At 71.3% G+C, this 13,360-nt stretch carries 14 protein-coding genes; 5 read left to right on the top strand and 9 right to left on the bottom strand.

What is annotated here, in order from left to right; genetic code table 11:
• Positions 1 to 46 precede the first annotated feature (46 nt).
• Positions 47 to 568 carry a TIGR02611 family protein gene (locus ACWGJ2_RS01680; RefSeq protein WP_453343896.1) on the top strand — a complete coding sequence of 174 codons (522 nt, stop codon included), beginning with the start codon at positions 47 to 49 and terminating at the stop codon, positions 566 to 568.
• Between the two features lie 18 nt (positions 569 to 586).
• On the opposite strand, the gene ACWGJ2_RS01675 is transcribed toward ACWGJ2_RS01680, so the two are convergent.
• Complete coding sequence (locus ACWGJ2_RS01675) at positions 587 to 1,264, bottom strand: response regulator transcription factor (RefSeq protein WP_453343895.1); 678 nt, start codon at positions 1,262 to 1,264, stop codon at positions 587 to 589.
• Positions 1,265 to 2,467 carry a sensor histidine kinase gene (locus tag ACWGJ2_RS01670; protein ID WP_453343894.1) on the bottom strand — a complete coding sequence of 401 codons (1,203 nt, stop codon included), beginning with the start codon at positions 2,465 to 2,467 and terminating at the stop codon, positions 1,265 to 1,267.
• A 187-nt stretch (positions 2,468 to 2,654) separates the two neighbouring features.
• On the opposite strand from ACWGJ2_RS01670, the gene ACWGJ2_RS01665 reads away from it, so the two are divergent.
• Both ACWGJ2_RS01665 and ACWGJ2_RS01660 read left to right on the top strand, forming a co-directional pair.
• Positions 2,655 to 4,157 carry an alpha/beta hydrolase gene (locus tag ACWGJ2_RS01665; protein WP_453343893.1) on the top strand — a complete coding sequence of 501 codons (1,503 nt, stop codon included), beginning with the start codon at positions 2,655 to 2,657 and terminating at the stop codon, positions 4,155 to 4,157.
• A gap of 15 nt (positions 4,158 to 4,172) precedes the next feature.
• The gene (locus ACWGJ2_RS01660) at positions 4,173 to 4,826 is read left to right on the top strand and encodes a hypothetical protein (RefSeq protein WP_453343892.1); all 654 of its coding nucleotides are present in this window, start codon (positions 4,173 to 4,175) and stop codon (positions 4,824 to 4,826) included.
• Positions 4,827 to 4,909: 83 nt separating this feature from the next.
• On the opposite strand, the gene ACWGJ2_RS01655 is transcribed toward ACWGJ2_RS01660, so the two are convergent.
• A complete protein-coding gene (locus ACWGJ2_RS01655) occupies positions 4,910 to 5,560 on the bottom strand; it encodes a TetR/AcrR family transcriptional regulator (RefSeq protein ID WP_453343891.1) in 651 nt (216 codons plus the stop codon).
• Between the two features lie 184 nt (positions 5,561 to 5,744).
• Here ACWGJ2_RS01655 and ACWGJ2_RS01650 point away from each other — a divergent pair, with 184 nt between their 5' ends.
• Positions 5,745 to 7,079, top strand: coding sequence for a peptide synthetase (locus ACWGJ2_RS01650; protein ID WP_453343890.1), 1,335 nt, complete (start codon positions 5,745 to 5,747; stop codon positions 7,077 to 7,079).
• Between the two features lie 21 nt (positions 7,080 to 7,100).
• Here ACWGJ2_RS01650 and ACWGJ2_RS01645 read toward each other — a convergent pair whose 3' ends face one another.
• Genes ACWGJ2_RS01645 through ACWGJ2_RS01625 form a run of 5 tightly spaced genes read right to left on the bottom strand, consistent with a single transcriptional unit; the run spans position 7,101 to position 11,452 of the window.
• A complete protein-coding gene (locus ACWGJ2_RS01645) occupies positions 7,101 to 7,733 on the bottom strand; it encodes a hypothetical protein (protein ID WP_453343889.1) in 633 nt (210 codons plus the stop codon).
• Positions 7,730 to 9,124: a hypothetical protein gene (locus tag ACWGJ2_RS01640; protein ID WP_453343888.1), complete on the bottom strand. Its 1,395-nt coding sequence runs from the start codon at positions 9,122 to 9,124 to the stop codon at positions 7,730 to 7,732. The genes ACWGJ2_RS01645 and ACWGJ2_RS01640 overlap by 4 nt, the downstream gene beginning before the upstream one ends.
• Positions 9,121 to 9,975, bottom strand: coding sequence for an ABC transporter ATP-binding protein (locus ACWGJ2_RS01635; RefSeq protein ID WP_453343887.1), 855 nt, complete (start codon positions 9,973 to 9,975; stop codon positions 9,121 to 9,123). The genes ACWGJ2_RS01640 and ACWGJ2_RS01635 overlap by 4 nt, the downstream gene beginning before the upstream one ends.
• A 53-nt stretch (positions 9,976 to 10,028) precedes the next feature.
• Positions 10,029 to 10,892 carry a zf-HC2 domain-containing protein gene (locus ACWGJ2_RS01630; RefSeq protein ID WP_453343886.1) on the bottom strand — a complete coding sequence of 288 codons (864 nt, stop codon included), beginning with the start codon at positions 10,890 to 10,892 and terminating at the stop codon, positions 10,029 to 10,031.
• Complete coding sequence (locus ACWGJ2_RS01625; RefSeq protein WP_453343885.1) at positions 10,889 to 11,452, bottom strand: RNA polymerase sigma factor; 564 nt, start codon at positions 11,450 to 11,452, stop codon at positions 10,889 to 10,891. Before ACWGJ2_RS01625 ends, ACWGJ2_RS01630 begins: the two co-directional genes overlap by 4 nt.
• Before the next feature lie 241 nt (positions 11,453 to 11,693).
• Between ACWGJ2_RS01625 and ACWGJ2_RS01620 the strand changes: the two genes are divergently transcribed.
• Positions 11,694 to 12,311: a hypothetical protein gene (locus ACWGJ2_RS01620; protein ID WP_453343884.1), complete on the top strand. Its 618-nt coding sequence runs from the start codon at positions 11,694 to 11,696 to the stop codon at positions 12,309 to 12,311.
• A 325-nt stretch (positions 12,312 to 12,636) separates the two neighbouring features.
• Here the strand turns inward: ACWGJ2_RS01620 and ACWGJ2_RS01615 are convergent, their stop codons facing one another.
• A complete protein-coding gene (locus ACWGJ2_RS01615; protein WP_453343883.1) occupies positions 12,637 to 13,221 on the bottom strand; it encodes a hypothetical protein in 585 nt (194 codons plus the stop codon).
• Positions 13,222 to 13,360 lie beyond the last annotated feature (139 nt).

Here is a 13,360-nt window from a genome sequence, read left to right as displayed (position 1 = left end):
CCGAGGTGACAGCGCCAGCCGCCACCAAGGGGGTAGACCGCATCCGATGAACCACTCGGACACGCAGAGCCACGACCTCAGTCCCGGGCCTTCCCTGGACGGAGCGGGGACGGACCACGGCGTCGCGACGGCCGCGACGTCCGCGCCGGACCCCCGCCCCGACTCCGGCGCCGAGCCCGCCCCCACCACGGACGAGAAACCGCTGGGCTCCCGCGCCCCCGCGTTCGTGAAGAGCAGACGCACCCTGCACCTGAGCTGGCAGGTCGGTGTGTTCGTGATCGGTCTGGCGGTCGTCGTGACCGGCGTGATCATGCTGCCGCTGCCCGGCCCCGGCTGGCTGGTGATCTTCGCCGGGATGGCGATCTGGGGCACCGAGTTCGTCTGGGCCCAGTTGGTGCTGCGGTGGACGAAGCGCAAGGTCACGGAGGCCGCGCAGCGCGCCCTCGATCCGAAGGTGCGCCGTCGCAACATCATCCTGACCTCGGTCGGCGTCGCGATCTGCGCCGTGCTGGTGTCGGTGTACCTGTGGAAGTTCGGCCTCGTCATGCCCTGGACCATCAGCGACTGACCAGGTCAGGCGGCCTCCTCAGTCCTCCGCGTCGCGCACCAGAAGTGCGATCTGCACCCGGTTCTCGGCCGAGAGCTTGGCGAACAGGTTGCTGGTGTGCGCCTTGACCGTCGCGACGCTGATGCGCAGCCGCTCGGCGATCTCCGGGTTGCCCAGACCGTCCGCGATGGCACGGGCGGTGTCGAGTTCCCGCTCACTCAGCGTGGCCAGTTGCCGACGCGCGGCCTCGCGGGACGAGTCGCGCGACGCCGAGGACTGCGGACCGGTCGCCGCGGCGATCACCCGCGCCGTGGCCGCGGGGGACAGCACGGGGTTCCCGTCAGCGACCGTCCGCACCGCGTCGATGATCCGCGACGGCGGGGTGTCCTTGAGGACGAACCCGAGTGCTCCGGCGCGCAGTGCGCCGAGCACGAGGTCGTCGGAGTCGAACGTGGTCAGCATGAGCACCCGTGGCGGCGACGCGCGGGCGAGGAGTTCCCGTGTCGTGCTGAGCCCGTCCCGGCCCGGCATCCGTACGTCCATCAGCACGACGTCGGGGCGCTGCTCGTCCACCACGGTGAGCGCGGTGTCACCGTCGGCCGCCTCCGCGACGACGGTCAGATCCGGTTCGCCCTCGATGACGAGCCGCAGCGCCATCCGCACCAGTTGTTCGTCGTCGACGATGACGACACGTACCGGCTCCCGCTCACTGTCCACTCATGCGCTCTTTTCGTGGTGCTGGTGGTGCTGGTCGTCCGGCCAGGGTAGTCGCGCCGTGAGGAGGTATCCGCCGACGGGTGTCGGGTGGTGGTCCAGCTTGCCGCCGGTGAGGGCGATGCGTTCGGCGAGGCCGAGCAGCCCGAATCCCGATGCGGGTGCCCTGGCGGTGATCGCGGCCGGGGAGTTGCGGACGCTGATGTGCAGCTCGTCCCCGGCCGCTCCTTCGACGGTGATGTGTACGTGTGCGCCCGGCGCGTGCTTGGCGGCGTTGGTCAGTCCTTCTTGGACGATCCGGTAGCAGGTGCGTCCGAGGGCATCGGAGGGTGTGCCCGTCACGGTGGTGGTGAGCACGACGTCCAGCCCGGAGGCGCGGGCATCGGCCACCAGCTCGGGGAGACGGTCGAGGGAGGGCTGTGGAGCCTCCGGGAGACTCTGGTCGGAACGGAGCACACCGAGGACGTCGCGCAGTTCCTCCAGCGCCTGGTGCGAGCCGTCGACGATGCCGCGGACCAGCACGCGGTTCTCGTCGGCCGTGAGGTTGCCGCGGTGGTCGAGCACTCCCGCCTGCATGGCGACCAGGGAGATGCGGTGTGCGAGCACGTCGTGCATCTCGCGCGCGATCCGGTTGCGTTCCAGCGCCCGTGCCTGTGCCGCACGTGCGGCCTGTTCCCGTTCCGCGCTCTCCGCCCGCTCCCGCAGGGACCGCACTTCGACGCGCCGCGCGCCGATGGCCATGCCCATGGCCACCGCGCTGCCCGCGCTCAGCGCCGGGAGGGCGATCTGGACCCATACCGGGGTGGGCTGGCTCTGGAGCGGGTACAGCCCGACGCCGACCTGTGACGCGATCACATAGGCCGGGACGACGATCCCGATCTCCACCGGGCGTCGACGGGTGGCGATCGAGCACAGGGCAAGCAGCGCCATGCCAGTGGCGAGTGTCGACGCGGCCGAGGCGACCACGACGGTCGTGGCGACGGTGAGCGGGAAGCGCCGTCGCCACAGCAGCGCCGTCAGACAGGCGAGGGCCACCAGCGGATCGCCGGTGAAGAACCAGGACCATCTGTCGGCCTCGTGGTCCCGCGCCAGCAGGACACCGATGGAGAGCCAGATAGGGATGCCCACCGCCGCGGACGCCACCAGCCGCCATGTCTGCTGCCAGCCTCCGAGCCGTGGTGGCCGTGGCACGACGTCCGTGTTCATCGGGCCATTATTGCCGGGCCGTGCGCCCCTGGCAGTGGGCCCAGGGGCTGATGTGCCCTCGACCGAGGTCGGAGCGCCGCTACGACTCTGGTCGAAGGTGGGGCGGGCCGCGCGGCCGATGTGCGGGTGGCGCCGAGTGGACAGACTCGTCGGGACTTCGCCCCCCACGCTCTCAGAAGGACGTCAGATGCGCAGAACCCTGTCCGTCGCCCTCGCGCTCCCCCTCGTCGCCACCGCCGTGGCGTCGACCACGCTTCCCGGGGTGTCGGCGGCGTCGACGCCGGACACCGTGCAGTGGGGCCCGTGCTCGAAGCAGGCCACCTCGGCCACCTCGGCCACCTCGGACGACGCACCCGACTCGCCCCGACTTGAGTGCGCGACGCTCGACGTCCCGCTGGACTACCGCAAGCCGGAAGGGCGCCAAATCGAGATCGCGATCTCCCGGCTGATGCGCGACGAACCGTCGTCGCAGCGCCGTGGCGTGCTGCTGACCAACCCGGGAGGCCCCGGCATCTCAGGGCTCGGCTACCCGGCCGTCCTCGCCGCGTCGGGGCTGCCGAAGAAGGTCCAGGACTCCTACGACGTGATCGGCTTCGACACGCGCGGTGTCGGCCGCAGCGCGCCCGTGACCTGCGATCTGACGCCGGAGCAGCAGGCACGCGGCAACGTCGCGCCGTACGCGCACACCGCGGCCGACGTCGCCAAGGAGGCGAAGAACGCACGGGCCGTCGCCGAGCAGTGTGCCACCTCGAAGACGGCGTCGATGCTGCCGCACACCACCACGGCGAATATCGCGCGCGACATGGACCGGATCCGGGCGGCGCTGGGCGAGCCGAAGCTCTCCTACCTCGGTGCCTCCTATGGTTCCTACCTCGGCTCGGTGTACGCGACGCTGTTCCCGGGGCGCGGCGACCGGATCGTGATCGACAGCAACCTCGGCCCCGGCGGCTACGACTACACGGCGATGCGGTCGCTCGCCCGTGGCCTGGAGGACCGGTTCCCGGACTTCGCCGCGTTCGCCGCCGCGCACCCCGAATACGGCCTGGGCAGCACACCCGGGCAGGTGAGGGCGAAGTACTTCGAGCTGGCGAAGCGGCTGGAGACGAAGCCGGTCCATGGCATGGACGGGACGCTGTTCCGCGGGATCACGTTCGACCGCCTCTACAGCGACGCGAACATGACCGTGCTGGCCGAGATGTGGCAGGCCCTCGACACGGGTCAGAAGCCGCCGCCCAACCCGCCGATACCGAACATGGAGAACATGATGGCCGCGCGCTTCGCCGTGATCTGCGGTGATTCACGCTGGCCGGAGACGGTCCGGGAGTATCAGCGGAACGTCGCGGTCGACCGGGTGCGGTACCCGATGCTGGGCGGGGCCACGGCCAGCATCGGACCGTGCGCGTTCTGGCCGGAGGAGCGGGTCGAGCCGCCGGTGCGCATCGGTGACCGTGGCCCGTCGAACGTGCTCATGGTGCAGAACACCCGCGACCCGGGGACACCGCTGGCCGGTGCCGAGAAGCTGCGGAAGGCGCTCGGGAAGCGGGCCACGATGGTGACGGCCGATCAGGGCGGGCACGGTGTCTACCCGTTCGGCGTCAACACGTGCGCGAAGGACGCGGTGACGACATATCTGACCACCGGTCAGCGCCCGTCGCAGGACCGCGCCTGCGCGGCCGAGCCGGGCAAGTAGCGGGGGGACGGAGACATGTTGAAGGAGTGGCAGCACCGTCGGGCCGTGCAGCGGGTCAAGCCGGGGGACGGCCGAGAGTTGAAGCGTTTCCGCTGGTGGCAGTCGTTTTCCCGCGCACTGTTCCATCTTCGGCTGACGGGCGACGACGGACGGCAGACGGTCTACACCGTCGACGTCAAGCATCAGGGAGACTCGTCAGGGCACGTCAAAGCACATCTGTACCTCGACGGCAGGCATCACGCCGAGTCCAGAGTGCCTGCCGCCTTTCCCGTCCAGGGTGGCACCGTCGAAGTGCGGAAGAGTGCTTTCGGGCTCAAGCGCTGCCACTACGTCACCGCCGCGGGGGACGAGTTCCCACTGGCCCCTGACTCCGCCTCCGCCGAGGGGCGCCGTGCTCGCCTCGACCGCGCGCACCCCGCGCTGAGCCGCTGGATCGGTTTCCTCTCGCTCGTGGTGCTCTTCGTCGGCCTGGTTCTGCTGGTCCTCCAGCTCGCCGAACAGATCACCCGGGATCCGCAGGGTGTCGCCCAGTACATCGGGACCTTCACCTCGCCCGTCGACCTGCCGGCGTGGGGCAACACCGTGCTCGGTCTCTGCACGGCTGCGGCCAGCACGGAGCGGGCGCTGCGGCTGCGCTACAACTGGCTGCTGGACGGCGGGGCGGGGTGAACGTGTCACGTGGCCGGGTCGCGTGAGCGCTTCACGTGGCGGCGTCGCGTAAGGGTGTCACGTGGCGGCGTCGCGTGAGCGTGTCACGTGAGCGCGTCGCCCACGGCTCCGCCCGTCGCCCTGCGGACGGCGCGCGCGACACGTTCCGGAGCGTCCGCGAGTTCGCGGGCTTCGGTGCCCCCCAGGAGCGCGTTGCCGATGTCCTCGCTGATGATCCGCAGGGCAGCCGCTGCGGCTCCGGCGTGCAGCCGCACCTGGAGGTCGTCGGCCGGGAGGTTCAGCCGCTTCCCGAAGATCCCGGCCATCTCACGTTCCACCTGGTCACAGGCCATCAACCAGGCGGTGCGGAGGGCCGGTTCCTTGTCGGCCAGGTGGATCATCTGGAGCGCGAGCTTCTGATCGAGGTGCTCGACGGTGCTGGCCTCACGGCCGAACCTGACGGTCTCCGCGGAGAAGTGCTCTTCGAGGGAGAGTTCCGGGGGCCAGCTCCGCAACGTGGCCATCTCCCATTCGACACCTTGCATGACGACGGGTTCGGCGCAGCTCTCCTTGCTGCGGAAGTGGCGCCAGATCGTGCGCGTCGACAGGCCGACGGCCTCGGCGATCTGGTCGCCACTGGTGGCGTCCACGCCCTGCTCCCAGAACAGGCGGGCCGCCTCCCGTGAGATCTCCAGTCGCACGCGGTGGCGCCGCTGGTCGCTCATGCCGCCCCCGGCGCGCTTGGCCGCTGCCATGCCGTCACCCACCTCCGCTTCCCCCCGCTCCCAACTGCCACGTCAAGTGTCATATTGACATTAAGTGACGCCCGGAGCCAGCACGGCACACCTCCGCACCGTCGAGCCGGGGGTTGCGCCACCCTGTCACTTAATGACACTGTCACTAAGTGACAGGACCGTCGAATGGAAAGAGCCAGCCACCATGACACCCACGTGCCACGACACCACTGTCCGGCCACTGGGCGCGTTCGAGCGGACCATCGACTTCTACGTACAGCGCAACCCTGTCCAGTTCTCCCTGGTCGCCGAGCTGGACCACCCCGTACCGGCGACGGATTTGGCCTCGGCGCTGGCGAAGCTGCGGGACCGGCATCCGCTGCTCGCGGTCGCCGTGGACCGCACCGCGCCCGAGGCGGCGTTCCGCGTGTGCGACGGCCCGGTCCCGCTGGAGGTGGCCGCCGAGGGCACACCGTGGCAATCCGTCGTCGCCGCCGAGCAGACCCGCCCCATCCCCTCGGCTCCAGGGCCTCTGCTGCGCGCCGTACTCGTCCCGGGGGAGCCGGGGTGCGCCGTCGTCCTCACCTTCGCCCACCAGATCGCCGACGGTGTCGGCGGGCTGCGGGCCCTGCTGGACCTGGTAGCGGCCCTCGGCGGTGCCGAGTTGGCGCCGGGCCACGTGCCGGAGCCACAGGAAGACCTCCTCGCCCGTCTCGGTGCGACGCCGGACGACGGGGACACACCCACCGGCACACCCCCGGAGGAGGACGACCCACGTATGAGCACCGCGGGTGCGCTGGTGCCGTTCTCCGGGCGCACCCCGCACATGGACACCCTCGCGCTGGACCAGGGGCTGACCACGCGGCTCCGTCGACGGTGCCGACTGGAGCGCGCCTCGGTGCACGCGGCGCTCTGCGCGGCGGCGACGGAGGTGTTCCGCCGACGGGGGCGCACGTTCGTGAGGGTCCTGAGCCCGATGGACCTGCGCCGGGCAGCCGCTCTCCCCGACGAGGTGGTGGTCCGCTTCGCGGGCGCCCGTACGGCGAGCGACGCACAGGCCGGGAACGGTACCTGTGACGATGGGGCCGGTGCCGGGGCGACCGGGCACGAGGGGCGCGACGGACACGATCGACACGGCTTCTGGGCACTGGCCCGGCAGGCACACGCCTCGCTCGCCCGGCAGCGCACACCGTCCGCGCTCACCACCGGCTCCGCCGCCCTCGCGGCACACCCCCCTTCCAGCCCGCAGGACGCCGAGGCCATGATGACCGCCGCCACGGCGGCCGACATCCAGATCACCAACCTCGGCGCCGTCGACCCGTCGCAGCGGAACCTGGGCGCACTCTCCGCGCTGTGGGGTCCCGCGCAGATCACTCAACTGCGGGGCGAGCACATACTCGGCGTCGTCACCGTCGGCGGTCGGCTGCGGATGACGGAACTCACCCACGATCCCGTCGCCGGGCTCGTCCCGGAGATGGGCGCCGTGCTCGCCGCAGCGTGCGCCGACACCGGGACCGGGACCGGGACCGGGATACGGTGAGGCACGGGTGCCCCGCAGACGTCACCGGCGCGCGACACCACCGCGTGCGGGCCCCGCCACCGCGTAGAGCGCGGTACCGCCCACGAGCAGGGTCAGCGCGGTCCAGGTGGCCACTGCCGTGCCGGGCGGCAGCAGCAGCCACCCCGCCACCTGGCCAGGCCCTGGCACGCCGGTCTGCTGCGGGGCGAAGAGGGTGAACGCGAGCCAGCCGGTCGGCAGGGTCCACGCGTACGGTGCCCCGCACACCGTCGCACCAAGTGCGGCCAGACCGGCCAGTCCCGCACTGTCCCGTACGACGAACGCGACGGGCGCGAGCACAGGGCCCACCGCCCGCACCGTCAGCAGCAGCGCGCCGACGACCGCACCGGCCAGCAGTACGTGTGCCGCCCGACGGGGCACCCACCGGATCGCGGCCGTTCTGTCCAGCGCCACGTCCTGCCCGCCGAACCCGACGGAGGCGATCGTCACCCCGGCGGTGAGGACCAGGGCCACGAGCCGGAGGTCCGCCGGACCCGTCGCGCCCCCTCCGTCTGCACCGTCTGCACCGTCCGCGCCATGTCCGCCGAACGCCCACACCGCCAGTGCGACGAGGACGATCGCGGCGGCCGAAGCGGGCACCTGCCGTGAACGCGCGTACAGCACCAGCCATCTCACGACGACGTGCTCCCCTTCGACGCCAGCGTCTCCAGCTGCTCCCGCGAGCAGGAGAGCGCGGCGGCATGCGCCTCGGTGACCCGCGCGCGCTGCTCGGCCGGTGACATCGCCGTCAGCTTCTTCCAGACCGGTTCGGCGGCGGCACGGTGGTCGCGCTCGCCGAACACCGCGCCTTCCAGCAGGGTGAGGTCGTGCTCGCCGAGGGCCCAGCTCGCGGCGACGCTCTGCGCGGCGAGTTCGTCCAGTCCGCCGCTCTCGCTGTCGCTGCGCCCGGCGCAGTGCGGCGCCAGCCCCTCGCCGAGCAGGGCGCGGGTGAGTTCCGCACCCCGCGCACGGGCGATCACCGGATCGTCGAAGTCGACCATCAGCACTCCCTCGGACAGTTCCCGCTCCTCCATGATTCCGCGCGGCGCGCTCTCCTCCCGCACCGCGTCCGGCGCCTTGTCGCCCAGCGCCGCACGCAGCAGGCGCAGCGCCTTCTCGCCGCGCGGCGCGAGTGCGGACAGCCGGTCCTCGTGTGCCTCCGTCACACACACCGGTCCTTCGCACACCAGGGTCACGGCGGCCTTGTCGGTGACGTAGGTGTCGCGCGGGGCGGTGGGGAGGACGAGCAGGGAGAGCGCCGCACCGGCCAGGACGGGGGCGACGGCGAGCAGCCGGGCCCGCGCGGTGGCGGCCACCAGCAGCGCGAAACCGGTGCCGAGCAGGCCCAGCAGCCACAGTGTCTGGCCGACGTGTACGGAACCGGCGAGGGTCAGCACCGAATCCCGCGCCTCCGCCGTCACGGGCGAGAGCAGGGACAGTTGGTTCGGCGCCATGCCCGACGGCAGCCGCCCGTCCGTGTTCTGGCGCAGGAGGACGCCGGCCACCAGCGCGAGCAACGCCAGCACGGGCGGGGTGAGCACGGAGGGCAGCGCCCGCGCGACCCCCATGCCGAACAGCGCGCCCGCGACCAGGGCCAGGGCTCCCACCAGCGAGATCGGCAGCCATCCGAGGTGGGTGTAGTGGGTGGTGCCCAGTGCCACCTGTACCCCGCCCCAGAGGACGAGGAGGCCGAAGCCGCCCATCAGTGTGAGCGCCGTCGCGCTCGCGGGCAGCGCCGCGCGTCGCCAGGCGGGGCGCGGGGTGGTCGTCAGCAGCTCGGTCATACCCGAGCGGGAGTCGCGCAGCCCCTGCAACGCGCCGACGCCCACCGCGACCGGCCACAGATAGGCCAGCAGCGTGCGTGTCCACAGCGCCATGGATGTCCACTGGGCCGTCCACCCCGCGGTGCCCTGCCACCACGGCCCGTCGATCAGATACAGGAACGCGAGGGCGCCGCCCAGTACGGCGAGCCCGGCCCACGGCGCCGTGGAGCGCCTCAGTTCTGTGCGCAGCACACGCCCGTTCACCAAGTGCCCCTTTCCCGCTGGGAGTTGACGGCCGACACGGCACCGTGCGGCGAGTCGCCGCCGGGTGAGTCGCCGAGGAGCGCCGAGTAGCCGCGCTCCAGTGGGCTGTCGCCGGGGTGCTCGGGGCCTCCGGCGGCGGCCAGGTCCTGTGGTGTGCCCTGGAAGAGGAGGCGCCCTTCGGCGAAGAGCACCACGTCGGAGCAGGCCGCCGCGACATCCTCGACGAGATGGGTGGAGACGATCACACACGAGTCCCGGCCCAGCTCCTGCAACAGCTCGCGGAACCGCATGCGTTGCGCCGGATCGAGGCCGACGGTCGGCTCGTCCAGCAGCAGCACCGCCGGGTCGTTGACGATGGCCTGGGCGATCCCGGCCCGTCGCACCATGCCTCCGGACAGGGCCTTCATCCGCTCGTCGGCGCGATCGGCCAGCCCCACCCGTTCCACGGCCCGCTGGACGGCCCCGGGGATGTCCGCCTTCGGCACCTCCTTGAGCCAGGCCATGTACTCGACGAACTCGCGCACCGTGAACCGCTTGTAGTAGCCGAACTCCTGCGGCAGGTAGCCGATGCGGCGGCGCAGGTCCCGGTGCTCGCGCGTCCCGCGCACGGAGACACCGAACAGCTCCAGCTCGCCCCCGGCCGGGGGCAGCACGGTGGCCAGGGCCCTGATGAGGGTGGTCTTGCCCGCGCCGTTGGGTCCGAGGAGGCCATGGGTACCGGTGCCGAGTGAGAGGGTGAGTCCGTCGACGGCCATCCTCTTGCGGCCCGCGCGCACTCTCAGTTCGGTGGCCCGCACCTCCCAGGCGTAGGTCTTCGGCGCGAGGTCTGCCGCGCTCGTGGCGGGCGTCATGCGGTGGTCCTTTCCTGCGGTGCGGTGTTTACGGTCAGGGATCGACGAGGCGGTCAACGTGGGTGCCCCAGCGCCGAGTACGCGTTCCTGCGGACGGCCACGACACCGACGCCGAGCGCCAACAGCAGCCCCCACAGGGGCAGTTGGCCCGGCTCCAGTGCGAGGGGGACGCGTCGCGTGGCCAGCGCCGGCGCCAGGATCACGGCCACCCACACGACGCCCAGCGCGACGACGGCACGGCTCACGCCGATGACACCGCCCAGCGCCAGGGCGGCGGCGGTGAAGGCGGCGGCCGGCAGCAGCCACTGCGCCACGGTCACGCCCGTCAGCCATCCGCCCGCCAGCAGCACGGGGACGAGGACGGCGAGGACGGAAGCGGTACGGCGCAGCAGCAGGTGCAGCCCCGCACGTGGTGCGCAGAGCGTCAGCTCGTACGCCGGGTCCAGCGCCCGCGACCAGGAAGCGGCGACCCCGGCCAGCGGCAGCACGGGTGCCAGCAGCAGCACAGGGGACACGGTGCCGAGGTCCGCGAGGTCCGGGCCCGCCATGTCCAGCAGCAGCGCGATCAGGGTCAGTCCGACGGTCATCGCCAGCCACGGGGCCATCGCCGGTGTCACCCACGCCGACAGCCTCGTCCAGCGGTGGCGACGCGACGGTGTCGGCGCGATCGCGTCCAGTCGGGGGCCGAGCCCGGAGCGCACGGTGTCGAGGAGGGCGGCAACTGTGGGTGCCTCGTCGGGGAGCGCGGCGGCCAGTTGTCCGCGGCACACCGCGCATGTCTCCATGTGTGCTTCCAGGGCCCACACCTCGTCGGCCGGGATGCCGGTGTCGCCGCGCGCGTACCGGTGGAGGAGCCGTGTCGACGCGTGTTCCCCGCCCCTGTCACCCCTGTCACCCCTGTCCTTCATACCGCTCATGTCAGTGCCTTCCGCATCGCGATCCGGGCCCGGCGGGCGCGGGTCTTGACCGTGCCTTCGGGCAGCCCGAGCAGGACGGCGGTCTCCCGTACGGAGAGCCCGTCGAGCACCATGGCCTGGAGTACCTGCCGCAGCTCGGGCGCGAGGCGCCGCAGCGCGTCCCCGACGTCGCCGCCCACGGTCGCGGCGAGCACCTCTTCCTCCGCCGCTGGCGCCAGCGCCTGCCCGGCCGCCGCGGGCGGCGGTTCGGCGTGGTGGGCGCGGCGCCGGAACGCGTCGACGAGGCGGCGTGCCGCGATCGTCCACAGCCACCCGACGGCGGTCCCGCCCACCGCACTCCCGGCGAACGCGCCCGCCGCGCGCCACACCGCCAGATACGTCTCCTGCATGACCTCGGCGACGATCTGCTCGTCGGCACAACGGCGGCGCAGCCGCACCGCCATCCATGGCGAGGTGCGCCGGTAGAACTCGTCGAACGCGCCACGATCGCCCTTGGCGACGAGCCGGAGGAGACGTTCCTCGTCCAGTTCGCGCGGCGCCGCGCTGCTACGTGATCTCACACCTGCCAGACGGCGTGACCGGCGCGCGGGTTCTCGGGGCGGGGTGATACACGTCACATGTCACCGTGCACCGCTCACGCGAGATGCCGTTCCCTCAGCTCACAGGGCAGTCGGGTGAACATCACCCGAACCACCGCCCTCCCCCGCCCGAACGGCGGACCCGGCGACATGAACCGTCACACCCTGGTCCGCGTAGTGCCGTCTGAATCAATGGTCATGGGCAAAAGGAGGAATCAGAAACATGCCTTTGAATGACCTGAACCAGGACCCGGTGCCGGAGGGTGGTCGCCGCCCGCGCGCGGAAACCCAGCGGTACCTTCAGCAGCAGATCGACGCGTCCGGCAACACCCACAACGCGACCGTGGCGCACGGCGCGGGGTTTGCCACCGGTGTCATCCAGGCCGGCTACGGGGAACGCGGCGCCCGTGACGTCGACAGGGCGTTTATGGACCCGCGCTTGACTCAGGCCTACAACACACCCTCGAACAGCTCGGCCGCATGGGACGCGAATCTTCATGTCGCCACGCAGGACCACGGCTACTGGACCGACCAGAACGCGGCGCACAGCACACCGGGCAGCCGGGCCGCCGTCGCGTACGACCCGGTCACGCGGGCCTACATTCAGACGGCCACCGGCCTGCCTCAGCAGTTCAACGTGCACTACGGCAACGAGCTCAACCCGCACGGGGTCCACCAGACAGCCACCTACGGCCAAGCGTACAACCCTCCGCCGCAGGGCCAGTCGTACGGCAACGGCGGCTCGGCCACCCAGCCGGCGTACGGGTCGGGTCACCACAGCAGCCACCGCAGCAGCCACCACAGCAGCCACCATCACAGCGGCGGCAGCCGCCGGAAGTAGCGGCGGCAGCGGCGGAGCCGGCCAACGGCCACCCCGCGAAGGTCCAGGCATCTATGGGTGACGCGTAGCCCTCAGATGCCCTGAGAGAAAACCCAGCCGTTCCCCGGAGACCGGGCCACGGACGGCGGCCCGCCTGCGCGAGCCACCTGTTCGCGCCCCGCAGCCTTGACGGGTTCGGCGGCAGCAAGAGGATTCGGGGGGCGGGTACCAGCCCCCCGAATCCATGCCGCGCGGCCGGTCCCCCGGAACTCCCGCAGGCGGGAGCGATCCAGGGATTCGCGCACGGCCTGCGAGGCACATGCACGCGAACACGACAGTACCTTTGCTACTTGCCAGGTCCACTGCGCTTCTGAGCCTGGTTGTTACCACCAGAAAGGTCCGTGCGCGGTGTGGTCGCGGAGGGAGCAGACGGTCGGCTGGCGTGGTTGAAGCTACCGGCGTTGTGCCCCACCGGGTTCAACTCACGCTGGAGGTACGCCTGGAGCGTCGACGGCGCGGCGGCGGCATTCTGCAACTGGAGACGCATCGGCACGCCGACCGAGGCTCCGGCTTCGGTACCCACAGACCGTGTCCTGGGGTCGCTGTTCAGCGCTTTCCAGTGACCATCTTCCACCGTGGCGACGTACGTCTGCGCCCTCTGATCGGAGGCGGGCTGCATAAGGTGCTGCTCCAAATCAGGCCGCTTGAACAATTGGTCGATGTCGTGAGCACCCTTCTCTCCGACTCCGGGCGTGTGACGAATGGCGGAAATGGAAGCCGCGACGCAGTGGGCTACGGTCGGCTCACCATGCTCTTTACCATGGGCTCTAATCATGTTCATGAGGTACGCCTCTGCGTCCGCACGGGGAGTGCGTCCGGGCGGAGGCTCTGGCGCCGAGCGCAGTGACCAGATCTTGTTGAATGTGTCCATGCGATGTGCCCTTTCCACTGGAATCCAGGTATCGGACATCACTACGTACAACGAGGCGTAGCGGTTCACACTGCACCGCCAGTTCGTCGAGGGCGTCAGCCTGGGGCCTCGAAGCGCTCGGCCTCTTCCGTCCCCGGCT

The organism is Streptomyces sp. NPDC054796 (assembly GCF_053611545.1).
This window is presented reverse-complemented; position numbering and strand designations above follow the sequence as displayed.